This is a genomic window from Pseudomonas chlororaphis subsp. chlororaphis (genome assembly GCF_003945765.1).
GTDB classification, from domain to species: Bacteria; Pseudomonadota; Gammaproteobacteria; order Pseudomonadales; family Pseudomonadaceae; genus Aquipseudomonas; species Aquipseudomonas chlororaphis.
The window spans coordinates 3,939,920-3,966,770 of sequence record NZ_CP027712.1 but is presented as its reverse complement, the minus strand read 5'-3'; the positions used below and the strand labels follow the sequence as shown (position 1 = coordinate 3,966,770).

Below are 26,851 nucleotides of genomic sequence, written 5' to 3'. Positions count from 1 at the left end.
CCCACGGATCAATGCCTTCGTTCGGGCATGCCGAGCCTTAGCGAGGCACCGAGTGGTGGGGCAAGAGCGTTTTGCTTACTTTTGCGCTCTTCAAAAGTGAGCCGCCGTAAGGGCGGAACCTTAGGTAGCCGTTACCGCAGAAACGGATATGTACACAAACCAAAAAATACTTGATCGCGATCAATGGCAACCCAACCGCCACTCCGTAATCTCACTGCATCTTGTGTTCTAAGAAATAAAAACATCTATATGTAGTATCTGGGGGGTCAAATGCACAGCACGCTGATCAGGGTGGGCAACAACCGCCTGCACAAACGCGATGGCAGCCGGGTTGCCTTCGATGCGGACAAGATCCGCCAGGCGTTGATCGCCGCCGGCAAGGCCAGCGGCGAGTACGCCGAGGTCGAGGCCGAGGGCTTGCTCAAGGCGGTGCTGGCCCACCTTGAAGGGCATGCGCGGCTGCATGTGGAGCAGATCCAGGACCGGGTCGAGCGGGTGCTGATGGACGCCGGGTTCTTCTTGGCCGTGCGCGCCTACATCGTCTACCGCGAACAGCACGGGCGCCTGCGCCGCGACCGCAAGACCCTGGTCGAGGTGGCGGCCTCGATGAACGAGTACCTCGACCGCGAGGACTGGCGGGTGCAGGCCAACGCCAACCAGGGGTATTCCCTGGGCGGGCTGGTGCTCAACGTGTCCGGCAAGGTCACCGCCAACTACTGGCTGGACGAGGTCTACAGCCAGGAGATCGGCCGCGCCCACCGCGAGGCCGACCTGCATATCCACGACCTCGACATGCTCGCCGGCTACTGTGCCGGCTGGTCCCTGCGTACCCTGTTGCATGAAGGCCTCAATGGCGTGCCGGGGCGGGTCGAGGCCGGACCGCCCAAACACCTGAGCAGCGCCCTGGGGCAGATGGTGAATTTCCTCGGCACCCTGCAGAACGAATGGGCCGGGGCCCAGGCCTTCAGTTCCTTCGACACTTATCTGGCGCCCTATGTGCGCAAGGACTGCCTGAGCTACCCGCAGGTGCGCCAGGCGATCCAGGAGTTCATCTACAACCTCAACGTGCCGTCGCGCTGGGGTACCCAGACGCCCTTTACCAACCTGACCTTCGACTGGGTCTGCCCGGAGGATTTGCGCGAGCAGGTCCCGGTGATCGGCGGCGAGGAAATGCCCTTCGCCTATGGCGAGCTGCAAGCGGAAATGGACCTGCTCAACCGCGCCTATATCGAAGTGATGCAGGCCGGCGACGCCAAGGGCCGGGTGTTCACCTTTCCGATCCCGACCTACAACATCACCCATGATTTTCCCTGGGACAGCGAGAACGCCGACCGCCTGTTCGAGATGACCGCCCGCTATGGGCTGCCGTACTTCCAGAACTTCCTCAATTCGGACATGCAGCCCAACCAGGTGCGCTCCATGTGCTGCCGCCTGCAACTGGACGTGCGCGAGCTGCTCAAGCGCGGCGGCGGGCTGTTCGGCTCGGCGGAGCAGACCGGCTCGCTCGGCGTGGTGACGCTCAACTGCGCGCGCCTGGGCCATGTGTTCAAGGGCAATACCAGCGGCCTGCTGCAACGCCTGGACGCGCTGATGGAACTGGCGATGGAAAGCCTGGAGGTCAAGCGCAAGGTGATCCAGCACCATATGGACGCCGGCCTGTACCCCTACACCCAGCGTTACCTGGGCACGCTGCGCAATCACTTCTCGACCATCGGCCTCAATGGCCTGCACGAAATGCTGCGCAACTTCAGCGGCGACGAGCAGGGCATGCACACCGAACAGGGGCGCCAGTTCGCCCTCAGGCTGCTGGACCATGTGCGCGCGACCCTGGTGCGCTTCCAGGAGGAAACCGGCCATCTCTACAACCTCGAGGCGACCCCGGCCGAAGGCACCACCTACCGCTTCGCCAAGGAAGACCTCAAGCGTTACCCCGGCATTCTCCAGGCCGGCAGCCGCGAGGCGCCGTACTACACCAACTCCTCGCAGTTGCCGGTGGGCCATACCGACGATCCGTTCGAGGCCCTGGAGCTGCAGGACGAACTGCAATGCAAATACACCGGCGGCACCGTGCTGCACCTGTACATGGCCGAGCGGATTTCCTCGATCGCGGCCTGCAAGCAACTGGTGCGCAAGGCCCTGGGGCGCTTTCGCCTGCCGTACCTGACGGTGACCCCGACCTTTTCCATTTGCCCGGTGCACGGCTACCTCGACGGCGAACACGAGTTCTGCCCCAAGTGCGACGAAGCCCTGCTGCAGGCCCAGGCCACGGACATGGCCACCGCGCACTGACCTGTCTTCCCCCAACCGCAAGGAGTTCCACCATGAACGCACAATCCACATTGCCCCAGGCGCAACGCCAGCGCTGTGAGGTCTGGACCCGGGTGATGGGTTATCACCGCCCGGTCTCGGCCTTCAACCCGGGTAAACAGTCCGAGCACCGCGAGCGCGTGCACTTCACCGAACAGGCCACCGCGGCCGGTTGCCAATGAGCCGAAAGATGCGGGTCGGGGGCATGGCGCCCCTGACCACTCTCGACTACCCGGGGCTGCTCGCCTGCGTGCTGTTCTGCCAGGGCTGCGCCTGGCGTTGCCGCTACTGCCACAACCCGCAACTGATCCCGCCGCGCGGCAGCGAGGAGCTGGACTGGTGCCGGGTCCTGAGTTTCCTGCAACGCCGCCAGGACCTGCTGGACGCGGTGGTGTTCAGTGGCGGCGAGCCGACCCTGCAGGACGGTTTGCCGGCGGCGATGGATGAAGTGCGCGCCATGGGTTTCCGCATCGGCCTGCACAGCGCCGGCATCAAGCCGGCGGCCTTTGCCCGGGCGGTGGCCGGCGCCGACTGGGTCGGCTTCGACGTCAAGGCCCTGGCCGAAGACGGCCCGATGATTACCGGCGTGCCGGGCAGCGGCAAGGCCAACTGGCGCAGCCTGGAGCTGCTGCTGGCCAGCGGCGTCGACTACGAATGCCGCACCACCGTGCACTGGCACCTGTTGCAGCCGGCCCGCCTGCTGCTCCTCGGCCAGCGTCTGCAAGCCCTGGGGGTCAAGCGCTTCGTGGTGCAGATGGTGCGCACCGCGCGCATGCTCGACCCGCAGTTGCCGAGCACGCCGCAACAGGTGCTGGTGCCGGACCTGTGGCAGCACCTGCGCGAGATGTTCCCGGTGTTCGTGCTGCGCGGCTAAGGCGCTGGCGCGGATGGAACGGTCGCCGCCGGGGAGGGCAGGCGACCCCTTCGATCAATCGGCCTGCGGCTCGCCGGGGATCGCGATTTTCTGGTCCCCCAGCCAGCGCCGGGCGCCGCAGCCGTTGCGCGAGTAGATGTCCTCGGGGTTGTTGAGCTGGCAGTGTTCCATCGACATGCAGCCGCAACCTATGCATTCCTCCAGGCTCATGTTCAGCCGTTCGAGTTCGGCGATGCGTTGCTGCACCCGGGTTTTCCAGGTGGCGGTCAGGCGTCGCCAGTCCGCGCCCGCCGGGGCGGTGTTGATGGGCAGGCCGGTCAGTTGCTGGATGATTTCATCCAGCGAGAAACCGATGCGCTGGGCGAACACGATATAGGCGACCCGCCTGAGGATCGAGCGCGGGTAGCGGCGGTGGCCGCTGCCCACGCGGATCGAGTGGAGCAACCCGCGGGTCTCGTAGAAACGCAGTGCCGAGGCCATGACGCCACTGCGCCGGGCCACTTCGGTGATGGTCAGCAGCGGTTCGCTGGGCTTTTTCATGGGGCCTCCGAAGGGGCTTTACTTAAAGTTAACTTTAACTTTTATATTCCGTCTGCCTATAAATCAATACCTCTGGTGCAGCGGGAGTCCACGTTCATGAATCGAATTCGCCGAGTAGTCGGTCGAGGCTGTTCTTCAACCCATCGATTGGGCGCGTTGTGCCTCCTCTTGGCGCTGGGCGGCTGTAACGAAAAGGGCGAGCCGGTCGCCGCCGCGGCGCCGGTGGTCGAGGTGACGACCGTGAGCGTGCAGGCGGTGCGTGAGTGGGACCTGTTCAATGGCCGCATCAGCGCGATCGACGCCGTCGACCTGCGGCCACGGGTCAGCGGTTATGTCGACCGGGTGGCGTTTCGCGAGGGCGACGAGGTGGAAAAGGGCCAGACCCTGTTCGTCATCGATCCGCGCCCTTACCGCGAGGCACTGGCCAGCGCCCAGGCCCGGCTGGCTCGGGCCCGCGCCACGGTGCGCCTGGCCACCGAGCAGGACCGCCGCGGCCAGGCCCTGGTCAAGCAGTCGGCGCTGTCGCGCGAGGAGGGCGATATTCGCAGCGCCTCCCTGGCCCAGGGCGTGGCGGACGTGAACGCGGCCGTCGCCGAGGTGGCCACGGCCCAGCTCAACCTCGACTTCACCCAGGTCCGCGCGCCGTTTTCCGGGCGTGTCGGCCGGGCCATGCTGACCCTCGGCAACCTGGCCCAGGCCGACCAGAGCGTGCTGACCAGCATCGTTTCCCAGGACCCGATGTACGTCTATTTCGACGCCGACGAGCAGAGCCTGCTGCGCTACACCGAGCTGCTGGGCAAGGGCCAGCGCCCGGGGGTGAGCAATACCGTGCGGGTCGGCCTGGCCAACGATGTCGGGACCTTCCCCCTGACCGGCACCGTGGACTTCCTGGATAACCAGGTCGACCCGGCCACCGGCACCATCCGTGTGCGCGCGGTGCTGCCCAACCCCGACCGCCGGCTGACCGCGGGCCTGTTCGCCCGGGTGCGTCTTGAAGGCGGCAGCGAGACCCGCGCCGTGCTGATCGACGACCGCGCGGTGCAAACCGACCAGGACCGCAAATACGTGTACGTCATCGGCCCGCAAAACCAGGCCCTGCGCAAGGACGTGACCCTCGGCCGCCAGCTCGATGGCCTGCGGGTGATCAGCGCCGGGCTGGCCGCCGGCGACCGGGTGGTGCTGAACGGGGCGCAGAAGATCTTCTACCCGGGCATGGCGGTGGAGCCCAAGGAAATCGCCACGCCGACGCAGCAGGCCGCGGCCGCCGCGCCCCAGACACCTTTGGCGAATTAAGGAAGAGCGGCCATGGATTTTTCCAAGTTTTTCATCGACCGACCGATCTTCGCCATCGTGCTGTCGGTCATCATTTTCGCCCTCGGCCTGATTGCCATCCCGGTGCTGCCGTCGGGGGAATACCCCGAGGTGGTGCCGACCAGCGTGGTGGTGCGCGCCACCTACCCGGGGGCGAACCCCAAGGAGATCGCCGAGTCGGTCGCCGTGCCTCTGGAAGAGGCGATCAACGGCGTCGAAGGGATCATGTACATGAAGTCGGTCACCGGCTCCAACGGTAGCCTGGCGCTGAGCATCACGTTCGTCCCCGGCGTCGATCCGGACACCGCCGCGGTGCGCGTGCAGAACCGCGTGAGCCAGGCGTTGTCGCGGCTGCCGGAAGAGGTGCGGCAGTATGGCGTGACCACCCAGAAGCAATCGCCGACGCCGCTGATGTACGTCAGCCTGCTGTCCCCGGACAACAGCTACGACTCGCTGTACCTGCGCAATTACCTGACCCTGCACGTCAAGGATGAGCTGTCGCGGCTGTCCGGGATCGGCGATGTCGGGGTCTACGGTTCGGGCGACTACGCGATGCGCATCTGGATGGACCCCAACAGCCTGTCGGCCCGGGGACTGACCGCGGCCGACGTGGTGAACGCGATCCGCGAGCAGAACGTGCAGGTCTCGGCCGGCCAGTTGGGCGCCGAGCCTTCGCCCCAGGGCGCCGACTTCCTGGTGTCGATCAGCGTGCGTGGGCGCTTGCGCAGCGAGCAGGAGTTTGCCGATATCGTCCTCAAGAGCGGGGCGGACGGGCAGTTGGTGAAGCTGTCGGACGTGGCGCGGGTCGAGCTTGGCGCGGGCGACTACACCCTGCGCGCGCACCTGGACGACCGCAACCAGGCGACGGTGGGGATTTTCCTCTCGCCGGGGGCCAACGCCTTGCAGGTCGCCGAGGCGGTCTACGGCAAGCTTGACGAGTTGTCCCAGCGTTTCCCCGAAGGCGTGGCCTACAAGGCGGTATGGGACCCGACGGTGTTCGTCCGGGAATCCATCAGCGCGGTGCAGCACACCCTGATGGAAGCGGTGGTGCTGGTGGTACTGGTAGTGATCCTGTTCCTGCAGACCTGGCGCGCCTCGATCATCCCGCTGATCGCGGTGCCGGTGTCGGTGATCGGCACCTTCGCCTGGCTGTATTTGCTGGGGTATTCGATCAACACCCTGACCCTGTTCGGCCTGGTGCTGGCCATCGGCATCGTGGTCGACGACGCGATTGTGGTGGTGGAAAACGTCGAGCGTTTCATCGAGAAGGGCTATGACCCGCGGGAGGCCGCGCACCGGGCGATGAAGGAGGTGTCCGGGCCGATCATCGCCATCGCCCTGGTGCTCTGCGCGGTGTTCATTCCCATGGCCTTTCTCTCCGGCGTCACCGGCCAGTTCTACAAGCAGTTCGCGGTGACCATCGCGATTTCCACGGTGATCTCGGCGATCAACTCCCTGACCCTGTCGCCGGCCCTGGCGGCCAAGCTGTTCAGGCCCCACGGCGCGCCGCAGGACTGGCTGGAGCGCGGCATCCAGCGAGTATTCGGAGGCTTTTTTCGCGCCTTCAATCGGATGTTCAAACGCCGTTCCGATGGTTATCACGGCCTGGTGTCCTACTCCCTGGGACGGCGCGGCTCGGTGTTCTTCCTCTACGCCTTGCTGCTGATCGGCACGGCCTGGCTGTTCAACCTGGTGCCGGGCGGTTTTATCCCGACCCAGGACAAACTCTACCTGTTCGCCGGCGCCAAGCTGCCGGAAGGCGCGTCCCTGGCCCGCACCGATGCGGTGACCCGCGAGCTGATCGAGACGGCACTCTCGGTGGAGGGCGTTGAGACCGTGCCGGCCTTCAGCGGCCTGAATGCCTTGCAATCGGTCAACACGCCGAATGTCATGGCCGCCTACGTGATCCTCAAGCCGTTCGACCAGCGTCAGCGCGGCGCGGTGGAGATCAATGCCGAACTCAACGCCAAGCTGTCCCAGGTCCATGAAGGTTTTGCCTATGCGCTGTTGCCGCCGCCGATCCAGGGGCTGGGCAACGGTTCGGGCTATTCGCTGTACCTCGAGGACCGCGCGGGCCTGGGTTACGGCGCCCTGCAGAATGCCTTGAGCGCCTTCCAGGCCGCGGTGGCGCAGACCCCGGGCATGACTTACCCGGTCAGCTCCTACCAGGCCAACATCCCGCAGCTGGAGGTGCAGGTGGACCGGGTCAAGGTCAAGTCGCAAGGGGTGTCGTTGAGCGATGTGTTCAATACCTTGCAGACCTACCTGGGCTCGGTCTACGTCAATGACTTCAACCTGTTCGGCCGGGTCTACCGGGTCATGGCCCAGGCCGACAGCTCCTACCGGCAGACCGCCGAGGACATCACCAACCTGCGGGTGCGCAACGACCGGGGCGAGATGGTGCCGCTCGGTGCGATGATCACCGTGACGCCCAGCTATGGCCCCGACCCGGTGGTGCGCTACAACGGCTACCCGGCGGCCGACCTGATCGGCGACTCCGATCCCAAGCAGCTGTCGTCGGGCCAGGTGATCGCCAAGCTGGAAGAGATCGCTGCCCAGGTATTGCCCCGCGGCATCACCCTGGAGTGGACCGACCTGAGCTACCAGCAGGTCACCCAAAGCCATGCCGCGGCGGTGGTGTTCCCGCTGGCGGTGATGCTGGTGTTCCTGGTCCTCGCCGCCCTGTACGAGAGCTGGACGCTGCCCCTGGCGGTGATCCTGATCGTTCCGGTGTGCATGCTCGCGGCCTTGTCGGGGGTGTGGCTCAGCGGCGGCGACAACAACGTTTTCGTCCAGGTGGGGCTGGTGGTGCTGATGGGCCTGGCCTGCAAGAACGCGATCCTGATCGTCGAGTTCGCCCGGGAGCTGGAGCTTCAGGGCAAGGGCATCATCGAGGCGGCGCTGGAGGCCTGCCGCTTGCGCCTGCGGCCGATCGTCATGACCTCGGTGGCGTTTATCGCCGGCTCCGTGCCCTTGCTGATCGGCAGCGGCGCGGGCAGCGAGATTCGCCGCGCCACCGGGGTCGCGGTGTTCTCCGGCATGCTCGGGGTGACCCTGTTCGGGCTGTTCCTGACCCCGGTGTTCTACGTCGCCTTGCGCAAGCTGGCGGTGCGCTACGCGCCGGCGGTCACGGCGTAACAGGTGGCCCGGGGTGCCAAGACGGGCGCCCCGGGCCTGTCATTCTTGACCACGATCAAGGGCCTTTCCCTGTGGGCGTCGTAGCCTGGGAGCCATTCCCAGTCCCACCCGCACCCCGGGGAACGCCATGGCCAAGAATTTTCCCATCAGCCCCAAGCACCCCGAACGCATCTGCTGGGGCTGCGACCGCTATTGCGCGGCCAATGCCCTGGCCTGCGGTAACGGCTCGGACCGCACCATGCACCCGGCCGAGATGCTCGGCGACGACTGGTACCTGCACGGCGACTGGGGCATCGAGCCGCCGATCGCGTCGGACAAGGCGCTGGACGAGGAGCCGGCATAAGCCGGCGCCTCGCCGGAAGGCCGGCGCGCTCACAGCCCGCTGCGGAGCAGTTCCAGGAACCGCGGGCTCGCGTCTATCGAATTGTGCCCGGCGCCCGGGACGACCTCGAGCCTGGCCACGCCGGGGGCGAAATGCGCATAGAGCGTCTCGGTGCTCGAACGCGGGATGACTTCGTCGTGTTCGGCGGCGATCAGCAAAGTCGGCACGGCGATGCGCGGTGCGTATTTCCAGGATTCGAACTTGTCCCGCAGCAGCCACCTCACCGGAAGATAGGGCAACCGGCTGGCGGCGAACTCCTGCAGGCTGTGGAACGGCGTGATCAGCACCAGGCGCGATGCCGGACGCTGGCTGGCCAGGCGCACGGCGACAGCCGCGCCGAGGCTGCGCCCGACCACCACGATACGCGGGTGGGCGGTTTGGACCTTGTCGAACAAGGCCATGGCATCGCCCGCGATGGCCGCCTCGGAGGGCGATCCGGAACTCCCGCCATAGCCTCGGTAGTGCAGCAGGTAGAGTGCATGCTCGGGAAAGGCCCGGGTAAATTCCGGCAGGTTGAGGGACACGTCCTCGGCGTTGCCGCCGAAGTAGAGCAACGCCTTCGGGCCGTCGTGGGGCCTCACGGAAACCAGCACCTCGGCGTCGGCGACCGGCAGCCTGAGCAGTGTGGCGGGGCTGGCGATGGCGCGGGGCTGGGGGAAGTAGATGAGCGAACGCTGCAACACCCACGCCGCGACGCAGAGCGCCAGGTACAAGGCGCCGAGCAATGCCAGGAGCGAAACCATTCGTGACATGTGGCTCACCTCCGTTGGGCGACGAAGCGCTGCTGAACGACCGCCGGCGGTCGCTTGCGGCGCCCCAGGATAGGCTCATATGCCGGCATTGCGCACTCGACCCGGCGCCCGGGGGTTGGCGTCGGCGCCTGCTCCGCTAAACTTGTGGCATTGCTCACCGCCAGAAGGATCGTCCCCAGCCAGGAGCAGCGCGAAACGCCAGGACGGCGGTAGACGGCGAGCCGGGAACTATCGGAAAAGTTCCCCGCTCTTATTAATTAGAGACCCGATCCGACGGGTGACATTCGGCCCGACAGTATCGGCGATCCCCCAATCAGTGGCTGCGCACGGATTCTTTCATGGACGAACGATTACCCGAGATACCCGGCTACAGCGTGCATAGCCGGCTTGGCCAAGGCGGGATGGCCGAAGTCTACCTGGCAACCCAGGAGTCGCTGCACCGCAAGGTGGCGGTGAAGGTACTGCTCAACGCCAATGACGAGGCGTTCAGCAAGCGCTTCATCCGCGAGGGGCATATCGTCGCCTCGTTGCACCACCCCACGATCATCACCATCCACGACATCAACAGACTGGCCGATGGCCGCTACTACCTGGCCATGGAGTTCGTCGGCGGCGGCGACCTGGCCCGGCACAAGGGCGAGGTGTTCGAGCCGACGCGTGCCCTGGATATCGTCCGGCAGATCGCCACCGGCCTCGCCGTGGTGCATGAGCAGGGCCTGATCCACCGTGATATCAAGCCGGCGAACATCCTCTTCCGCAGCGACGGCACGGTGGTGATCACCGATTTCGGCATCGCCAAGGCGCTGGAGATGGACAGCGAGCTCACCGGGCTCGGCATCGCGGTCGGCAGCCCGGCCTACAGCAGCCCGGAACAGACGCAGTGCCAGCCGCTGGATATCCGCACCGACATCTACAGCCTGGGCGTGATCTTCCTGGAGATGCTCATCGGCACCAATCCGTTCCGCGGTGCCAGCTATACCCAGACCGTGATGAACCACGTGCAGATGCCGGCGCCGAGCTTGCCGGCGCACATCAGCCCGTACAAGGCGCTGCTCGAGCGGATGCTGGCGAAGGACCCCAACCAGCGCTTCGCCGACTGCCGGGCGCTGCTGCAGGCACTCGATGAGCTGGACCAGCCAGAGCAACCGGACGAACCGGACGAGCCCAGCGAGGTGGAGCTGGAATCTACCCGCTTCGTGCCGGCCCTGATCGATCCTGCGCCGCCCCAGGCCGAGGCCGAGCCTGAGCCCGCCCGCCGGCGCAGCCCGAACAGGCGCCTGGCGCTGTGGGCACTCGGCAGCCTGCTGCTGCTCGGCGCTGCCAGCGGCACTGGCCTGTACCTGCAGCAGCGGATCAAGATCGCCGAGCTGCTGGCTCGTGGCGAACAGCGCCTGGCGACGGGCCAGCTGTTCGAGCCGGCGCAGGACAATGCCGAGTATTTCTTCAACCAGGCCTTGCAGCTCGACGAAGCCAGCGCGCAGGCCCGGCAAGGACTGCAACGGGTAGCCGCGGCGCGGATCGCCGGCTACCGGCAACTGGCCGAGCAGCGCATCGCCGAAGAACACCTGCTGGAGCCCGAGGATGACAGCGCGGTGTTCTATTACCGGCAGATACTCGACCTGGAGCCGAGTAACGCCCAGGCGCTGTCCGGGTTGAACCAGGTGGCGCTGCTCTACGCCGAGATGAGCGAAAGCGCGTATGCCAAGGGCGATAAAGACCTGGCGCGGGCCTATATCAAGCATGGCCTGGAAGCCCGTCCGGACAGCCCCGAACTGCTCGTACTCCGGGACCAGCATGAGCAGCGCAAACGCAGTGGCCAAGCGCCGCGCCCGTCCGCTGCGCCGCCTTCCCCGCGGCCCTCGGCACCTCAATCGACCGGCGAGCGGGCGGAACAGCCGAGTGCGGTCAAGCGCCTGTGGAACAGGCTCTTTTGAGGTGACCAGGGCACGCGGAGCCGAGGCCGAGACATAAAAAAGGCTATGTCTCAATAGCGTGTTGCAAGAACCCGTCTGAAAGGTAGGCATCCACCCAGGAGGCCTACCGATCATGGATACGCAAGACGTTCACCACTGGCTGGCGTCGCCGCGCAGGTCCGGATGGTCGCGCTCGCGGAAGCGGCGCAGTCCTTCCTGGGTTTCCGGCTCATGGATGGAGCGGTTGAAGCACTCGGCTTCGATGCGCAGGCCCTCGGCCAGGGGCTGGCCGTAGCCGCGGATGACCGCCTCCTTGTCCGAGCGCATGGCGGGCTGGGGCAGGGTGCAGAGCAGATGCGCCAGTTCCAGCGCGCGCTCCAGCGAGCGGCCCTTGGCGACGACCTCGTTGACCAGGCCGATAGCCAGCGCCTCGCTGGCGCAGATCACCTTGCCGGTGAGGATCAACTCCAGCGCCCGGCCCATGCCGACGATACGTGGCAGGCGCTGGGTGCCGCCATCGCCCAGGCCGATGTTCAAGCGGCGGCAGGTCACGCCGAAGGTGGCGTGTTCCTCGGCGATGCGCATATCGGCGAAGCAGGCCCACTCCAGGCCGCCGGCGTAGGCCACGCCATTCACCGCGGCGATCACCGGTTTGTAGATATCCGTCCAGCGGCTCGGGCCGATGATCCCGGGGCGCTCGCCGCGATTGTGCGCGGCGATCTCGTCCGCGGTGGTGGGCACTAGGTCGAGCGCCGCCTTGAGGTCGCCGCCGGCACAGAAGGCCTGGTCGCCGGCACCGGTGATGATGGCCACGAGGGCGTGCGGATCGTCGCGAAAGCGGCTCCAGGCCTCGATCAGTTCCAGGTGGGTGGTGGGGCCGATGCAATTGCGTTTCTGCGGCCGGTTGAAGCGGATGATCCTGATCGGTCCCTGGGTTTCGTAGTCGATTTCGGTGAAGGCCATGGCCGCCGCACCTCCTGTGGTTGGCGAGGAAAGTCCATTACCCGGCCTGGCTCTCGGGCGCAGGCAAGGCACAACCTGCGAGTGTAGCCGGCGGGTTTTCCCGGTCTCCCCGGTCGGCCGATGCTTACCGATCGGAGGTCTGCAGGCTGCCTTTCGCCAGGGCGGATGGAACGGCCTCGATCCTGGCCAGGCGCCGGAGCAGCGGGGTGGTCATCAGGGTGGTGGCGATGGCCACCATCAGCAACAGGAAGAACGCGCTCTGGGAGATCAGCCCCATGTCCAGGCCCACGGAGAGCACGATGATCTCGATCAGGCCACGGGTGTTCATCAATATCGCGACGCTGCGCGAGACCTCCACGGAGAGGCCGGCCAGGCGTCCGGCGAGGTAGCAGCCGGCGGTTTTTCCCAGCACCGCGGCGACGAAGAAGGCCAGCAGCCACAGCCAGCTGTCGAGCGGCGCCAGGGCGCCGAGGTCCATCTTCAGCCCGGTGGCGGCGAAGTAGAAGGGCACCAGCCCGATATTGACGAAGCCTTCCATATGGCGGTGCCAGTGCTGGCGCCGCTCGCGCAGCAACCAGCCGGCGATCAGCCCGCCCAGGGCGCTGTGCAGGCCGATCAGGGTGGTGATCCAGCCACACAGCAGGGCGGTCGCCAGCATCAGCGCCATGCTCATATCGGCGGCGGGGGCCGCGTTGCGGGTCGCGGGCAGCCGCGTAAACAAGGTGTGCAGCAGCGGGCGCAGGCCCCAGCGGGCGAGGGCGAGGAACAGGACGATGAAGCTCAGCTGGCGCAGCACCCCGAACAGCGAGCTGTCGCTGCTGGACAGGGCGACGATGACCGTCAGCAGCACCCAGCCAATGATGTCGGTGATGGCGGCGGCCGCGATGCCGACGGTCCCGGCCAGCGAGTGCTCCAGCCCCAGGTCGCTGATAATTCGCACCAGCACCGGCAGGGCGGTGATCGACAGCGCGATGCCGCAGAACAGCACGTAGCCGAGCCGGGGTTGGGCGGGCGCCAGGGCGCTGTGGGAGAGCAGCCCGACCATGGCCCCGAGGGCGAAGGCCAGGATCACTCCGCCGCCGGCCACCGAGAGGGCGCTGAAGCCGATCTTGTGGCTGCCCAGGTGGTTGCTGTCGAAGCGCAGGCCGATCTGGAACATCAGCAGGACCAGGCCGATATTGCCCAGGGTCTCGATGCCCAGGCGGATGGCCGCCGGAAAGACCGCGGCATGCCACTGCGCGCCGAGGGCCAGCAGCAGGCCGGGACCGAGCAGGATGCCCACGCAGATTTCGCCGATCACCCGCGACTGCCCCCAGCGGGCCAGCAGCGCGCCGCACAGCTGGCTGGCGACGATGATCACCGCCAGCTGGAAAAACGGCAGGGCCGAGAACAGTTGCTGGAGCGTCGACATGGCGTCCTCCGCCTATTTTTCCGCGAACGACTCCGCGGCCGTGGTCAGGGCGCCCAAGCGGCGCCGCGCCGTTTCACCAAAGGGTTTCGAGCGCCGGCTCTGGGCATCGATCTGCACGATCACGGTGCTGGCCAGGGCCGCGCAGCGGCCGTCCTGGAACAGCGCCTGCTCCAGGGTCATCGAGCTTTTGCCGAGGGTCGCGACCCGGGTGCCGATCTGCACCGTGCCGGGCCAGCGCAGTTCGGCGCGCAGGTCGAGCTCCAGGCGCGCGATGACAAATTCACTGCCGGGTTCGGCGAGCGGCGCGTGGGGGTCGTAGATGATCTCCACCCGCCCGGTTTCGAGGAAGGTGGCGAATACCGCGTTGTTCACATGGCCCTGGCGGTCGGTATCGGCGTAGCGGATCTTGTCCGAGGAACGGACGGCGAAGTCGTGCAGGGCGGGATCATTGGACATGGTGTGCTCCAGTCTTGAGGGGGGTGGCCAGGGTGGCCGCGCGCGCCAGCCCGCCAAAGGCGTCCAGCAGGCGTTCGCGCCAGGCATGCAGGGCGTCGTTGGGGGCCAGCAGTTCTTCGCCGCTGGTGCAGCGCGCCCACATGAACATGCCGAATACACAATAGTCGGCGTAGGCCGGGGCTTCGCCGGCCAGGAAGGGCTGGCCCTTGAGGGTCTGGCGAAGCGGGGTCAGGACCTGGCGCAACTGTTCCAGATGCTGGGCCTGGGGGGCCACCAGCTGTTCCAGCGAGGTGCCGAAGTGCGCTTCGCGGGAGCTGCGGAAATAGGCCCGGTCCTCGGCGGCCAGTTGTGCGTAGACATCCAGCAGGATCACCCGGGCCACGGCGGGCAGCAGCATGCTGTCGGCCCAGCGGTTGACGAAGGCCGACAGCGCGATGGCCTCGCGGCCGCCGAACAGGGACGGGCGTTCGGGGTAACGCTGCTCCAGATGCAGGGCGATGCGCCAGGAGTCGCTGATGCTCTGGTCGCCATCCACCAGCACCGGAACCGCGCCTTGTCGGGAGAAGGCGATGCGCGCCTTGTCGCTGAAACGCCAGGCGATGCGCTGGCTTTGCAGCCCCTTGTGGGCCAAGGCCATGCGGGTCTTCCAGCAGTGCGGGCTGAAGCGCAGGTCCGGGTCGGCGCCGGCCAGTTCGTAGAGGGTCAGGGGTGCGCTGCTCATACTGGGTTTTCCTTGGTTGTGGACAGTGGCGGCTGTCCGCTCATGCAGGTCGTTCATGGCGTGGGTCCTGGTGGCCTGGGCGTCGGCTGGCCGATGGCGCCCGGCAGCGGGCGCGGGCGTTGCGGCAGCAGGGTCAGGAGCATGCCGGCGGTCACCACCAGCAAGCCGGCGATGGCAGTGTTGTCCGCGCGCTCGCCGAGTAGCAGGGCGGCCAGCACCATGGCCGTGCCCGGCACCAGCGCGGCGAAGGTGGAACCGAGCGCAGCACCGAGCAACTGGACCGAGCGGCTGTAGAAGAACAACGCCACCGTCGACACCAGCAGGCCCTGGTAGACCACCTGAATGCCGATATCCCAGAGCGGTGCCTGGAGGATCCGCAGCCCGCGGCTGCCCAGGTAGGGCGGCAGGTACAGGACCATCGAGCACACCGAGACGATCGCGGTGGCGTGCAGCGCGGCGCTGCCGGACCATTTCGACACCAGGGTATAGATCGCCCACAGCAGGCCGCCGAGCAGGAACATCAGGTAGGCGTAGGGCGAGGCCTGGGCCCCGGCGAAACTGTGCCAGCCGGCCAGCAGCACGCCGCCGATGATCAGCGCGGTGCCGGCGTTCGCCCGGGCGCCCAGGCGGGTGCCGAACAGCCGCGCGCTGATCAGGATCGACAACAGGATCATGCTGCCGGGAGTCACCACCGCGAACAGCTCCACCGGGGCCAGGGCCAGCCCCTGGGCCACCACCAGCATGTACGGCGCGCCGATGCCGACGACCATCAGGCCGATGCTCGTCCAGCTCAGGCCCCGGCGGCCATGGCGGAGCAGGTAGGGCAGCAGGATTAGCCCCGAGACGCTGTAGCGGATGCAGGTGATGTCGTAGGCATCCAGCGGCGTGCGCGTCAGCCCCAGCCGGGTGACCACCGGGAACGCGCCCCAGATCAAGGCCGCGGCGAGGCCGCACAGAATGCCGGCCCAGCGCTGTTCGGGACTGACGGTGAGCGTCATGAGCGGGTCCTCGCTGCGGCGTCCCGGGGCTAGCGGTGGCCGATCTTCACCGAGCCGGCGTTGCCGCGCTTGCGCAGGTAGGCGTACTCGATGTCGTTGAGCAGCATCTGCGCCCGGTTGATGTGGCGCGAGGCGTAGTTGACGCTGGTGAGGAAGTGCGCCAGCTCCTCGGTCTCGGCGAAGTGGCCGTTGTCATGGGCGACCTTGGAGAGGTCCAGGTTGCGGCGATTCTCCAACTTGTCCAGGTAGTCGATGTCGATCACCCGGAACGCCGCGCCGATGCTCAGGCCACGGGCATTGAGCACCTTGTGCCATTCGAAGGGCGGGTTGATCAGCACGTCGCCCGGCTCGACGTAGACGGTGTCGGCCTCGTAGTCGCCGCCTGGCGCCTCGCGGCCGCTGCTGGTTTCGAACATCAGGTCGTAGTCGCGGAACTGGTCGCCCAGCTGCGGTGGGCGGGTGCTCCACTTCTTGGTGCCGGCGATCATCACGAAAATATTCAGGGTCGGGAAAATGTGCCAGTCGCTGCCCACCGCGCCGCGGGCCGGCTCGCCGTATTCCTGGGTGCTGTAGCCGAGGAACATGTGGCCGGTGACTTTCCAGGCGTCGATGTTGAACCAGGGTTTGCTGAAAACCTGCTGCTTGACCAGGTTGAAGGCGTCCTTGCCCCACTCGTAGGGGTCGTTGTAGCTCGAGGAAATGGTGCCCAGGTGCGAGTAGACGTCGAGGTTGTGGGTGAAGATGTCGTCGAGGAATTCCTGCCCGGTGCCGACGCGACCGGTGACGTAGTTGTAGTCCGAGGCGCCGTTCTCGTCGCGCATCGACACCGGCTGGTCGCCGGACTTGACCCGCCATTGCAGGTTTTTCCCCGAGCCGACCTGATCGAAGAATGCCCGTTGCGAGAACTCCTCGCCGATAGGCGCGAGTTTGCGCAGCAGGGCCGGTTTGCTGAACCCCTCGGTGAAGCGCTCGACCTTGTCGCGGGTGAGCTCGCCCTTGTGCTCGGAGGGCTCGATGACATTGATGTAGCCATACTGGATACGACTGTTCGAAACCATTTCGAAGACTCCTTTTTCCTGACGTAAAAAGAGAAAACCGCTCGCGCCCACGACCGCTGTTACCGGGCGTGACTGCGCAGGTGAAGCCGACTTCCTTCCGTGGCGCGGAACGAAAGTCGTGGACCAGTACATCAAGCATGCTTACCGGACAGCGCCTATCGGCTATGATTGACAAGGCTGTCAAAGATCGCAGTGTTGGTATCTTTGACAACGTTGTCAACAATTATGTGAGCAGTGATTTTTATGGCGGGTGTCAGGCAGTTTGACGAAGAAAAAGTGTTGTCGGCGGTCCTTGAAGTGTTCTGGCGCAAGGGCTGGCAGTCCACCTCCATGACCGACCTGGCCGAGGCGGCCGAGGTCCAGCGCGGCTCGCTGTACCATGCCTACGGCGGCAAGGAAGCGTTGTTCCTGCTGGCGTTCGAAGCCTACGCCACGCGCTTTCTGGGCAACGCCGCCAAGGCCCTCGAGGCCGCGGACGCCGAGACCGCGCTACGACGGTTTTTCCAGGTGGCGATCAGCAACATGACCAGCGGCACACCGGCCAAAGGCTGCCTGACCACCAAGACGGCCACCGACGCCGATGCGATCGGCCCGCGCATCCAGCAACGCTTGCGCGAGCTGCTGGACGCCCTGCAACTGACCATCAGCACTGCGCTGTCGGCCGAGCGGATCCGGGGCGACCTGGTCCTGGCGCCGGATGAAGCGGCGCAGGTCATGGTCACCTTCACCCGCGGGCTGGCGGTGATGGAACGCATCTACCAGGAACCGGAACGTTTGCGCAGTACGGCCGACTCCCTGGTGCGCATGCTGGTGCCGAGCGTCCAGGCGCGGGCCTGAGCCTCTGCGCCGTTTTAGCGGTTGTCGCTCCCGAGGGCTGCTTCGCGCATCTGCAAGATTTCTGGCGGCGCAGGTACAAGGTCCTGGGCGGCGGTTGGCAGTGAGCCGGGCAGGGGCGCTACAGCAGGTGGGCGGCAAAGCCCTGGCGGTCCGCGGCGATCTCCGGCTGCAAGGTAAGCTCCGGGATCCGGTAGGCGCCGGCGTTCTGTGGGCGGAAGGCGATGGGCGCGGTTTGTCGCAGCTGGTCGAGGCGCTGCCCGAGCTGGTCGCAGATCGCCGCGAAGCGCGCCTCGTCGATGCGCCCGGTGCGGTAGATCACGAAGGGCGGCAGCACGTCGAAGCCCGGGTAATAGAGGATGCCGTGGTGGATCGGGAACAGCAGGTCGTCCATCGGCCCGTTGATGCCCCGCGGGCCATAGTGGGATTCCCAGCCGCCGGCGCTGACGATCAGCATCGCCCGCTTGCCCGCCAGGGTGCCTTCGCCGTAGCGGTCGCCCCAGCGCGCATCCGAATGCTCGCCCACGCCATAGGCAAAACCATAGGCGTAGACCCGTTCCACCCAGCCCTTGAGAATCGCCGGCATGGAGAACCACCACAGGGGAAATTGCAGCAGCACGGTGTCGGCCCAGAGCAGTTTTTCCTGCTCGCGGGCGATGTCCGCCGACTGCAGGCCTTCTTCGAAGGCGCGCTTGGAGTCCAGGGACGGATCGAAGCGGCTGTTGTCCGCACGGCCCAGGCTGTCGTCGGCATCCAGCGGCGCCTTCCAGTTCATCGCATACAGGTCCGAGACCTGGACCGCGTGGCCGGCGGCCTCCAGGCGCTTGATCGTGAAGTCCTTGAGCGAGCCGTTCAAGGAGCGGGGTTCGGGGTGGGCATACACCAGCAGTACATTCATCACAGGGTCTCCAATGTCGGGAGACAGCAGGATCGGTCGCTGCCAGGTATATTGGAAATGAATATCCAATATCCCAGGTATTGTCGTGAATAATTTAAGGCGCTTGGACATCAACCTGCTGCTGACCCTGGATGTGCTGCTCGCCGAGCACAACGTGACCCGCGCGGCGCAACGCCTGAACCTGTCGCAACCCTCGGTCAGCGTGCATTTGGCCAAGCTGCGGGAGATTTTCGGCGACCCGTTGTTGCTGCCGGGCCCGCGCGGCATGCGGCCCACCGCCAGGGCCGACGAATTGCGCGAGCCGTTGCGCCGGGCGCTGGAAGCATTGGAGCTGGCGGTGTCGCCGGCCAGCCCGTTCGACCCGGGCGCGGCGGCCAATACCTGGAGCGTGTCGGCGTCCGACTACGGCGAGTCGACGGTGATCCTGCCGGCGCTGGCCGGCTTGCGCGCGGCGGCCCCCGGAACCCGGCTGGCGGTGCTCGAACTGGAGCCGGGGCGTCTGGTCCAGCAGGCTGAGCAGGGCATCATCGACCTGGCCCTGCACACCAGCGAGGACTCGCCGCCGGGGCTGCGCCGCCGCGTGCTGTTCAGCGAGCGTTACGTGCTGGTGGGCCGCGCGGGCCATCCACGCCTGCAACGACGCCCGAGCCTGGCGCAGTTCGCCAAGCTGGAACAGGTGGTGGTGTCGCCCGATGGCGGCGGTTTCCAGGGTGTCACCGACAGCGCGCTGGGCGAGGTGGGCCTGACACGCCGGGTGGTGCTGTCGGTGCCGCACTTCCTGTTTGTCCTCTCGGCGCTGGCGAGCACCGACCTGGTGGCGATGCTGCCGTCGCGCCTGGTGCGCGACAACCCGGCGCTGAAGGTGGTCGAGCCGCCGCTGGAAGTCCCGGGTTATGACATGGCCATGCTCTGGCACGAGCGCTGCCACCGCGACCCGGCCCATCAATGGCTGCGGGAGTTCATCGTCGCCTCGCTGTAAACGCTGCTACGGCTCTTCCCTGGCCGGCGTTTCCCAGGGCGCGCCCTGGGCAAAGCGCGCCTCGATCCAGTGCTTGAAGGCCTGGGTGGTGGCGCTGCTGAAACGCGCTGACGGGCGCAGCAGGAAGATCCCCGAGTCGCTGTCCAGCTGCCACTGCGGCAGCACCCGGACCAGATGCCCCGAGGCGAGGTCCTGGTTCATCAGCCAGTCGCCGCCGGCAAGAATACCGACGCCGGCCCGGGCCGCGGCGAGCAGCGCTTCGTTGTCGTTGCTCTGCAAGGTGCCGTGGATACGCACGGTTTCCAGCCGGCCCTGGCGGGTCAGCCGCCAGTCGGGCCAGGAACGCAGGCCGGTAAAGCCCAGGCAGTTGTGGCTGGCAAGATCGGCGGGCAGCCGCGGTTCGCCATGGCGTTGCAGGTAGTCGGGCGACGCGCAGAGGATGCGCCGGTGCGCACAGAGTTTACGCGCCACCAGCTGGCTGTCGGCCAGTTCGCCGATGCGGATCGCCGCGTCGAAACCTTCGCCGACGATGTCGACGAAACGGTCCGAATACTCGGTCTCCAGCGTCACCCCGGGATGGGCCAGGGCGAATTCTGCAAGGATCGGGCTGAGCCAGCGCCGGCCCATGGCGGCCGGCAAGGCCAGGCGCAGGCGCCCGCGGATCTGCGCGGCGCCCTGGGAGGCTTCGTGTTCGGCTGCGCTGATCAGGCCCGCCGCCTGCCGCAAGCGCTCCACTAACCGCGCGCCTTCGTCGGTGAAGCGCAATTGCCGGGTGGTGCGTTGCACCAGGCGGATGCCCAGGCGGCTTTCCAGTGCCGCCAGGCGCTTGGACAGCACCGAAGGGTGGCGCTGCAAGGCACGCCCGGCGGCGGCGAAAGAGCCGTGCTCGAAGAGCGCCATCAAGGTGGCGAGTTCATCGGCCTGTCGGCTGTCGAACGGATCCATGTGCCTGGGCTGCCTCGTTGTGCGGCCAAATGGCCGGAAGGAACGGAAAGGATCGGCCTCAAGGTATCAGCACAATGGCGCCTTGCGCGCGTCCGTCGTGCAGGTCGGCGTGGGCCTGGGCCACGTCGGCCAAGGGGTAACGCTGCCAGATCCGCGGCTGGATGATACCCGCGGCGAAGGCGTCCAGCACATCGGCGGCGCGCATCTGGTATTCGCTGGCGCTGGCGGTGTGGGCGGCGAGGGACGGGCGGGTGAGAAACAGCGAGCCCTTGGCGTTGAGCGTGCCGACCTGCACCGCCTGGGGAGCGCCCGACGCCGCGCCGAAGGACACCAGCAGGCCGCGGGGACGCAGGCTGTCGAGGGAGGCTTCGAAGGACACCCGGCCGATCGGGTCGTACACCACATCGACCTTGTGCCCTTGAGTGACCTCGACGACCTGTTGGGCGAGGGTCGCGGCGTCGAACACCAGCACCTCGTCGCAACCGGCGGCCCGGGCCCGCTCGATGCTTTGCGCCTTGGAGACGACGCCGATGACCGTGGCCCCCAGGTGCTTGGCCCAAGGCACCATCAACTGGCCCAGGGCCCCGGCGGCGCCATAGATCAGCACCCGGGTGCCAGGGCCGACGGGGTAGGTGGTCTTGAGCAGGTACTGGGCGGTGATGCCCTTGAACAGCAGCGCCGCGGCGGCGTCCGAGGCCAGCGCCGGCGGCAGCTTGACCAGGCGCTCGGCCGGGTACAGGCGGGCGCTGGCATACGCGCCGAGGGGCCCGGTGGCATAGGCGACGCGGTCGCCCACCTGGACCTGGGTGACGCCAGGGCCGATCGCCTTGACCAGCCCCGCGCCCTCCAGGCCGAGCCCGCAGGGCAGGGCAACCGGCACCGCGCCGCTGCGCTGGCTGAGGTCCAGCGGATTGACGCCGATGGCCGTCTGCTCCAGCCAGACCTCGCCGGCACCGGGCGCCTGGGTTTGTGCCTGTTCGAACTGCAGGACCTGGGGGGCGCCGACTTGGTGAAGCTGTACGCGGGTGACCATGCTCGATCTCCTTGGAAGCTTTGCGGTAGGAAGCTGGGTGTAGGAAACGAGGATAGGGCTACGCTCCATGATCAACAATCCGGCCTGCTTGCATTTGACTGCTGCATGTGGTGCAGCAGTTGACAGGAAAATCCCGGCGTGTGGCCGGGACTCCCAAGGGCAATGCAGGCGCTTTCGCGACGCTACAGCACGGCGCCGCAGAAGCGGCGGATGGCCTCGCAGGCCTGGCGCAACGATGAGTCGTCCAGGGCATAGGCGATGCGAATGTAGGGGCCCAGGCCAAAGGCGCTGCCATGTACCACCGCGACATCGTCTTCCTCGAGCAGGGCATGGGCCACGTCCTCGTCGCTGGCCAGTAAACGCCCGCCGGGCGAGGTGCGCCCGATCAGCCCGGCGCAGCTGGCGAAGGCATAGAACGCCCCGGCCGGCCGGACGCAGTGCAGCCCGGGCGTGTCGTTGAGCAGCTCGACCATCAGGTCGCGGCGGCGCTGGAACACTGAGCGGCTGTGGCGGATGAAATCCTTGGGGCCGCTCAGCGCGGCCAGCGCCGCCTGCTGGGAAATGGCGCTGGCGCCGGAGGTCTGCTGGCCCTGGAGTTTCTCCATGGCGTCCAGTAGCCAGCGCGGTCCGGTGGCGAAACCGATGCGCCAGCCGGTCATGGCATAGGCCTTGGACACACCGTTCATGGTCAGGGTGCGCGCGGCCAGGCGCGGCTCGACCTGGGCCAGGGTATGGAACGGCTGGTCGTCGAAGATCAGGTGCTCATAGATGTCGTCCGCGAGGATCAGCACCTGCGGCTGGGCCAGCAGCACCTCGGCCAGGGCCTGGAGCTCGTCGCGGCTGTACACCGCGCCGGTCGGGTTGGAGGGCGAGTTGAGGATCAACCAGCGGGTTCGCGGACTGATTGTCGCGGCCAGGGCCGCCGGGGTCAGCTTGAAGCCACTCGCGGCGTCGCAGGTGACGATGTTCGGCGTGCCGCCGCACAACTGGACCATCTCCGGGTAGCTGACCCAGTAGGGCGCCGGGACTATCACTTGATCGCCGTCGTTCAGGGTCGCGGCCAGGGCGTTGTAGATCACTTGCTTGCCGCCATTGCTGACGATGCTGTCCTGCCAGCCTGCTTCCAGGCCGTTTTCGTCGCGGAACTTGGCGGCCACCGCTTCGCGCAGCGCACGCACGCCGGCCACCTGGGTGTAGCGGGTATGGCCGCTCTCGATGGCCTGGATGGCGGCCTGGCGTATGTGCTCGGGGGTGTCGAAGTCCGGCTCGCCGGCGCACAGCGAGATGATCTGCGCGCCTTGCGCCCGGCGTTCCGCCACCCGGTCCATGATGCGGTAGGTCGCCGAGGGCCGGGCACTGGCCAGGCGCTGGTTGAGGCGCTGGATATCGTTACTCATGCGCGGCTTCTCCACTCGGTCAGGTTCATCAGTTCCAGGGTCGAGCGGCCTTCGCTCAGCGCCTGCATCATCTGCGCCTCCTTGTGGGCGCGGGCCTCGCCTGCGGCCAGGGTGCGGGCGGCGTCGGCCTGGGGAATGACGATCACGCCGTCATCGTCGGCCACCAGCAGGTCGCCTGGCGCGACCCAGGCGCCATTGAAATTGAACGGCTGGCCCACCGAGGGCGCGCTGGCCTTGAGGGTGCCCTTGACCGAAATGCCGCGGGCGAAGACCGGGAACCGGCGTTTTTTCAGGGCGGCGATATCGCGCACGCCGCCGTCGATCACCAGCCCGACCACGCCGGCCGCTTCGGCGGCCACGGTGAGCACTTCGCCCCAGTAACCGGCGATGAAATTGTCGGTGCCCACCACCAGCACACTGCCGCGGGGCACCCGCTCCATGGCCAGGTGCAGGGCCAGGTTGTCGCCCGGCGAGCATTGCAGCGGGTAGGCCGGGGCGGCGATGAAGGCGCCGTCCCAGACCGGACGGATCGCGCTGTCGACGGCGCAGGGCAGGTGCGAGGCTTCATACAGCGTCGAGCTGCCGAGTACTTTGGCCCGCTCGTGGAAGTCGAGGGGCAGGGGGAGCGTGGTCATCGGACTTGCCTCTGCAGGTGGTGGTAACCCAGGGCGGCCCGGGCTTCCTTGAGGGTCTTGCCTTGATCGATCAAGGCACGGATATCGGCTTCGACCGCTTCGATCTGGCGGGCACAGGCCGCCACTTCGGCGGCGCGGGCGCGGGGCACCACCACCACGCCGTTGGCGTCGGCGACCACGATGTCGCGGGCACAGACCCGGGCGCCGCCGATGGACACCGGCTGGTTCACCGACTGCACTTGCACCCGGTCCTTGCCGGTGCGCATGAAGCGGCCCTGGCTGAACAGCGGATAGCCGTCGCCCAGGGCCTTGCCGACATCGCGGCAGACACCGTCGATCACCGTGGCGGCGATCCGTCGGCTGCCGGCGTACTGGGTCATGATGTCGCCCCAGACGGTGCAGTCGGTGCGGCCGCCGTTGGCAATCACCACCACGTCGCCCGGGGCCACGTCGTCGATGAAGTCACCGACGGTGCCGGGTGGTACGCTGGCCGAGACGTACTGCACGGTGAACGCCGGGCCGACCACCACCTGGCGGTAGTTGTCCAGCGGCGCGATGCCCAGGCACTGGCCGGGCAGACCGAGCTTGTCCAGGGCATCGGAGACGCCGGGGGTATCCAGGCCGGCGAACAGCTCGACCAGTTGCTGATCATTCATGTGCGTGCTCCACCGCGATGGCTTCGAACTGGCGGTCATGCATCACCTCGGCGACCGAGCGGCCAGCGCGCACCGCCTCGACCATGGCGTGCTGGCGACGGTCGATGCGCTCGCCCAGGTCGAGGACTTTTTCGATATGCCGGGCGGCGACAAACACCGTGCCGCAGCGGTCGGCGATCACGTAGTCGTCTTCGCTTACCTGGACCCCGGCAATCTGCACCGGCACGCCGGCGTCGAGCTGGATCACCCGGTTGCGCGCGCTGATCATGGTCACGCCACGGCCATAGACCGGGTAGCCGATGGCGGCGCTGCCGTCGATGTCACGGCTGTAACCGTCGATCACGCTGCCGCGGATCCGTTTGTGCTGCGCCGCGTTGGCGAGGATGTCGCCCCAGCAGGAAATGCCTTCCAGGCCGCCGGCGATCACCAGGATGCGATCGGCGCTGGCGATCCGTTCGACCACCGGGGAAATCAGGTGCACGGTCGGTGCGCTGTCGGTCTTGGCGTCCAGCAGCACGGTGCTGGCGCGGCCGACGATCTTCGGGCAGTCCCACAATGGCCGCAGGCCGACGGTGGCGCCGGGCAGACCAAGGAAATCGAGGGCGTCGGACACCGTGTTGGTGTCCAGCGCCGTCAGGCGATCAAGCAAGGTGGCAGTGCTCATGGGGTAACCCCTGTGATGACGGAGGGCCCCAGTGTCGACGAGCGCATTTGATAGGTATATTACGAATCAAGTAAGCCTTGCATACGAAAAACCTATGGTGCCGCCATGATCAATTTTCGCTTGATTCGTCATCTCTGGCTGTTCCTGGCAGTGGCCGAGGAACAGAACTTCAGCCGCGCCGCCAAGCGCCTGGGCATGTCGCAACCGCCGCTGACCGAGCAGATCCAGGTGCTGGAGCAGGCCCTCAAGGTCAAGCTCTTCGACCGTTCGCGCCGGGGTGCCAAGCTGACCCCGGTGGGCCAGGCCATCCTGCCGGCGGTGCGCAAGTTCGCCGAGCAGCTGGAGCGCCTGGAGCTGGCCGTGCACGAGGCGGTGGCGGGGCAGTCGGGGGTGCTGACCATCGGCGCCATCACCACGGCGATGCTCGACGTACTGCCGGCGCTGATCGAGAAACTGAAGGCCCGGTATCCGCAGCTCACGGTGTCGGTGCGGGAGATCGACAGCGTCGAGGCCATCCCGGCCCTGGAGGCCGGCGACATCGACCTGGCCTTCGCCCGCGTGGAAGGCGAACTGGGCAGCAGAGTACGCTCGATTGCGCTGACCGAGGATCGCCTGGCGGTGGCGCTGCCCAGCGACCATCCATTGGCCGCGCGTTCGCGCATCAGCCTGGCGAGCCTGGCGGGCGAGCCGCTGGTGTTGTCGTCGCGCAAAGTCAGCCCGATGTATTTCGACAACCTGATCGCCACCTGCCGCGCCAGCGGCTTTTCCCCGCGGGTGTTGCACGAGGTACGTTCGGTGGCTTCACAGATCGCCTTTGTCAGTTGCGGGCAGGGCATTGCCCTGGTGCCGGCGTCCTTGAAAAAGGTCGCGCCGAGCAATGTGGTGCTGCGCCCGCTGAGCCAGCGGCTGAACGTGGTCACCACCGCGCTGGCCTGGAACCCAACGCGCACCAACCCGCTGGTGGAGGAGCTGGTGGCGCAGTTCCAGGGCAAGGGCCGGGCCAACGTTCCATAGGTTTGCCGTATGGATGCCTTCTTGAATCCGGAATTTACATAAGCCCCGCGTCCCCGGAGAGTGCGCGATGCGCCGGCCGTCACCGTCTGCCGGCGGCGATTCGTCAGAGGAGCGTTCAACGTGGCTGCGCAAACAGAATTCATCGCTACACAGGTGCCGCTGACCGTGCAGGGCGTGGAGCTGAGCATCGCCAGCCTGCATCGCGCCGGCGAGCGGGCGCCGATCCTGTTCCTGCACGGCTTTGGTTCGACCAAGGAAGACTACGCCGACATCGTGCGGCAGGCAGCTTTCGCCGGGCAGCCGTTCGTGGCCTACGATGCGCCGGGCTGCGGCGCGAGCCATTGTGCCGACCTGGGGAGAATCTCCATCCCGTTCCTGCTCGACACCGCGCTGCAGATCCTCGAACACTTCCAGATCGAGCGCTTCCATCTGGTCGGGCATTCCATGGGCGGCCTGACCGCGCTGATGTTGGCCCATAAGCTTGCGGGGCGGGTGCTGAGCTTCGTCGATATCGAAGGCAATATCGCCCCGGAAGACTGCTTCCTCAGCCGGCAGATAGTCGACTACCCCGAGGTCGACGCCGAGCGCTTCTTCGACGATTTCATCGAGCGCGCCCGACAGGCGCCGGCCTACGCCAGCGCGCTGTATGCCGCCAGCCTGCGGCACAAGGTGCGCCCCGGCGCGGTGCGCGGGATCTTCGAGTCGATGGTCTGGCTCTCGGATCATGGCGAGCTGATGGACACGTTTCTCGGCCTGGGCTGCCCGCGGATGTTCATGTACGGCGAGCAGAATGCCCACCTGTCCTACCTGGCGCATATCCAGGCCCAGGGCGTGCGGCTGGCGCAGATCCCGGCCTGTGGGCACTTTCCGATGTATTCCAACCCCATGGCGATGTGGCAGCACATCGCCGAGTTCCAGGCCGGCGCGCACGCCGGTTGAAGCCTGTAACCTGCCGCGCTTGCGGTACAGCGT

At 66.8% G+C, this 26,851-nt stretch carries 26 protein-coding genes; 11 read left to right on the top strand and 15 right to left on the bottom strand.

Annotated features, from left to right (window positions below):
* The first annotated feature begins 270 nt into the window (after nucleotides 1-270).
* From C4K27_RS18030 to C4K27_RS18020, 3 genes are read left to right on the top strand one after another with little or no spacing between them, the layout of a single operon-like run.
* Nucleotides 271-2,289 carry a ribonucleoside triphosphate reductase gene (locus tag C4K27_RS18030; RefSeq protein WP_053261544.1) on the top strand — a complete coding sequence of 673 codons (2,019 nt, stop codon included), beginning with the start codon at nucleotides 271-273 and terminating at the stop codon, nucleotides 2,287-2,289.
* 32 nt (nucleotides 2,290-2,321) lie between these two features.
* A complete protein-coding gene (nrdD, locus tag C4K27_RS31605; RefSeq protein ID WP_053261543.1) occupies nucleotides 2,322-2,489 on the top strand; it encodes an anaerobic ribonucleoside-triphosphate reductase in 168 nt (55 codons plus the stop codon).
* Entirely contained in the window at nucleotides 2,486-3,181 is a 696-nt protein-coding gene (locus tag C4K27_RS18020) for an anaerobic ribonucleoside-triphosphate reductase activating protein (protein ID WP_173613347.1), read from the top strand. Before nrdD ends, C4K27_RS18020 begins: the two co-directional genes overlap by 4 nt.
* Nucleotides 3,182-3,235: 54 nt before the next feature.
* Here C4K27_RS18020 and soxR read toward each other — a convergent pair whose 3' ends face one another.
* Nucleotides 3,236-3,721 (bottom strand): redox-sensitive transcriptional activator SoxR, encoded by a 486-nt coding sequence (gene soxR / locus C4K27_RS18015; RefSeq protein WP_007923596.1) that lies wholly within the window; start codon nucleotides 3,719-3,721, stop codon nucleotides 3,236-3,238.
* A gap of 96 nt (nucleotides 3,722-3,817) precedes the next feature.
* On the opposite strand from soxR, the gene C4K27_RS18010 reads away from it, so the two are divergent.
* The 3 genes from C4K27_RS18010 to C4K27_RS18000 all read left to right on the top strand — a co-directional run bounded on the left by C4K27_RS18010 (nucleotide 3,818) and on the right by C4K27_RS18000 (nucleotide 8,513).
* Complete coding sequence (locus tag C4K27_RS18010) at nucleotides 3,818-5,014, top strand: efflux RND transporter periplasmic adaptor subunit (protein ID WP_053261541.1); 1,197 nt, start codon at nucleotides 3,818-3,820, stop codon at nucleotides 5,012-5,014.
* A 12-nt stretch (nucleotides 5,015-5,026) separates the two neighbouring features.
* Nucleotides 5,027-8,170, top strand: coding sequence for an efflux RND transporter permease subunit (locus tag C4K27_RS18005; RefSeq protein ID WP_053261540.1), 3,144 nt, complete (start codon nucleotides 5,027-5,029; stop codon nucleotides 8,168-8,170).
* Between the two features lie 127 nt (nucleotides 8,171-8,297).
* A complete protein-coding gene (locus C4K27_RS18000) occupies nucleotides 8,298-8,513 on the top strand; it encodes a DUF3079 domain-containing protein (RefSeq protein ID WP_053261539.1) in 216 nt (71 codons plus the stop codon).
* Between the two features lie 29 nt (nucleotides 8,514-8,542).
* On the opposite strand, the gene C4K27_RS17995 is transcribed toward C4K27_RS18000, so the two are convergent.
* A complete protein-coding gene (locus C4K27_RS17995; RefSeq protein WP_053261538.1) occupies nucleotides 8,543-9,304 on the bottom strand; it encodes an alpha/beta hydrolase in 762 nt (253 codons plus the stop codon).
* Between the two features lie 338 nt (nucleotides 9,305-9,642).
* Here C4K27_RS17995 and C4K27_RS17990 point away from each other — a divergent pair, with 338 nt between their 5' ends.
* Complete coding sequence (locus C4K27_RS17990) at nucleotides 9,643-11,238, top strand: serine/threonine-protein kinase (protein WP_053261537.1); 1,596 nt, start codon at nucleotides 9,643-9,645, stop codon at nucleotides 11,236-11,238.
* 129 nt (nucleotides 11,239-11,367) lie between these two features.
* On the opposite strand, the gene C4K27_RS17985 is transcribed toward C4K27_RS17990, so the two are convergent.
* The 6 genes from C4K27_RS17985 to C4K27_RS17960 form a co-directional block, all read right to left on the bottom strand.
* On the bottom strand, nucleotides 11,368-12,180 hold the full coding sequence (locus tag C4K27_RS17985) for an enoyl-CoA hydratase/isomerase family protein (protein ID WP_053261536.1): 813 nt from the start codon (nucleotides 12,178-12,180) through the stop codon (nucleotides 11,368-11,370).
* A 124-nt stretch (nucleotides 12,181-12,304) separates the two neighbouring features.
* On the bottom strand, nucleotides 12,305-13,591 hold the full coding sequence (locus tag C4K27_RS17980; RefSeq protein ID WP_053261535.1) for a cation:proton antiporter: 1,287 nt from the start codon (nucleotides 13,589-13,591) through the stop codon (nucleotides 12,305-12,307).
* Nucleotides 13,592-13,603: 12 nt separating this feature from the next.
* Nucleotides 13,604-14,047: an acyl-CoA thioesterase gene (locus tag C4K27_RS17975; protein WP_007923604.1), complete on the bottom strand. Its 444-nt coding sequence runs from the start codon at nucleotides 14,045-14,047 to the stop codon at nucleotides 13,604-13,606.
* Nucleotides 14,037-14,825 carry a glutathione S-transferase family protein gene (locus C4K27_RS17970; protein WP_053261534.1) on the bottom strand — a complete coding sequence of 263 codons (789 nt, stop codon included), beginning with the start codon at nucleotides 14,823-14,825 and terminating at the stop codon, nucleotides 14,037-14,039. The genes C4K27_RS17975 and C4K27_RS17970 overlap by 11 nt, the downstream gene beginning before the upstream one ends.
* On the bottom strand, nucleotides 14,822-15,766 hold the full coding sequence (locus tag C4K27_RS17965) for a DMT family transporter (RefSeq protein WP_053261533.1): 945 nt from the start codon (nucleotides 15,764-15,766) through the stop codon (nucleotides 14,822-14,824). The genes C4K27_RS17970 and C4K27_RS17965 overlap by 4 nt, the downstream gene beginning before the upstream one ends.
* A 29-nt stretch (nucleotides 15,767-15,795) precedes the next feature.
* Nucleotides 15,796-16,824 (bottom strand): cupin domain-containing protein, encoded by a 1,029-nt coding sequence (locus C4K27_RS17960; protein ID WP_053261532.1) that lies wholly within the window; start codon nucleotides 16,822-16,824, stop codon nucleotides 15,796-15,798.
* 276 nt (nucleotides 16,825-17,100) lie between these two features.
* Here C4K27_RS17960 and C4K27_RS17955 point away from each other — a divergent pair, with 276 nt between their 5' ends.
* Complete coding sequence (locus tag C4K27_RS17955; protein WP_242627809.1) at nucleotides 17,101-17,661, top strand: TetR/AcrR family transcriptional regulator; 561 nt, start codon at nucleotides 17,101-17,103, stop codon at nucleotides 17,659-17,661.
* Between the two features lie 118 nt (nucleotides 17,662-17,779).
* Here the strand turns inward: C4K27_RS17955 and C4K27_RS17950 are convergent, their stop codons facing one another.
* Nucleotides 17,780-18,556: an NAD(P)H-dependent oxidoreductase gene (locus C4K27_RS17950; protein ID WP_053261530.1), complete on the bottom strand. Its 777-nt coding sequence runs from the start codon at nucleotides 18,554-18,556 to the stop codon at nucleotides 17,780-17,782.
* Between the two features lie 85 nt (nucleotides 18,557-18,641).
* Between C4K27_RS17950 and C4K27_RS17945 the strand changes: the two genes are divergently transcribed.
* On the top strand, nucleotides 18,642-19,535 hold the full coding sequence (locus C4K27_RS17945; protein WP_053261529.1) for a LysR family transcriptional regulator: 894 nt from the start codon (nucleotides 18,642-18,644) through the stop codon (nucleotides 19,533-19,535).
* Nucleotides 19,536-19,541: 6 nt separating this feature from the next.
* On the opposite strand, the gene C4K27_RS17940 is transcribed toward C4K27_RS17945, so the two are convergent.
* The 6 genes from C4K27_RS17940 to C4K27_RS17915 form a co-directional block, all read right to left on the bottom strand.
* Nucleotides 19,542-20,480: a LysR family transcriptional regulator gene (locus tag C4K27_RS17940; RefSeq protein WP_053261528.1), complete on the bottom strand. Its 939-nt coding sequence runs from the start codon at nucleotides 20,478-20,480 to the stop codon at nucleotides 19,542-19,544.
* Nucleotides 20,481-20,538: 58 nt separating this feature from the next.
* Nucleotides 20,539-21,513: a quinone oxidoreductase family protein gene (locus C4K27_RS17935; protein ID WP_053261527.1), complete on the bottom strand. Its 975-nt coding sequence runs from the start codon at nucleotides 21,511-21,513 to the stop codon at nucleotides 20,539-20,541.
* 182 nt (nucleotides 21,514-21,695) lie between these two features.
* Nucleotides 21,696-22,910 (bottom strand): pyridoxal phosphate-dependent aminotransferase, encoded by a 1,215-nt coding sequence (locus C4K27_RS17930; protein ID WP_053261526.1) that lies wholly within the window; start codon nucleotides 22,908-22,910, stop codon nucleotides 21,696-21,698.
* Nucleotides 22,907-23,545, bottom strand: a complete 639-nt coding sequence (locus C4K27_RS17925; RefSeq protein WP_053261525.1) for an RraA family protein — start codon at nucleotides 23,543-23,545, stop codon at nucleotides 22,907-22,909. The genes C4K27_RS17930 and C4K27_RS17925 overlap by 4 nt, the downstream gene beginning before the upstream one ends.
* Nucleotides 23,542-24,201, bottom strand: coding sequence for an RraA family protein (locus C4K27_RS17920; protein WP_081002297.1), 660 nt, complete (start codon nucleotides 24,199-24,201; stop codon nucleotides 23,542-23,544). The genes C4K27_RS17925 and C4K27_RS17920 overlap by 4 nt, the downstream gene beginning before the upstream one ends.
* Nucleotides 24,194-24,865: an RraA family protein gene (locus tag C4K27_RS17915; RefSeq protein ID WP_053261523.1), complete on the bottom strand. Its 672-nt coding sequence runs from the start codon at nucleotides 24,863-24,865 to the stop codon at nucleotides 24,194-24,196. Before C4K27_RS17915 ends, C4K27_RS17920 begins: the two co-directional genes overlap by 8 nt.
* Nucleotides 24,866-24,970: 105 nt before the next feature.
* On the opposite strand from C4K27_RS17915, the gene C4K27_RS17910 reads away from it, so the two are divergent.
* The gene (locus tag C4K27_RS17910; RefSeq protein ID WP_053261522.1) at nucleotides 24,971-25,879 is read left to right on the top strand and encodes a LysR family transcriptional regulator; all 909 of its coding nucleotides are present in this window, start codon (nucleotides 24,971-24,973) and stop codon (nucleotides 25,877-25,879) included.
* 120 nt (nucleotides 25,880-25,999) lie between these two features.
* Nucleotides 26,000-26,818 (top strand): alpha/beta fold hydrolase, encoded by an 819-nt coding sequence (locus C4K27_RS17905; RefSeq protein WP_053261521.1) that lies wholly within the window; start codon nucleotides 26,000-26,002, stop codon nucleotides 26,816-26,818.
* The last annotated feature ends 33 nt before the right edge of the window (nucleotides 26,819-26,851 follow it).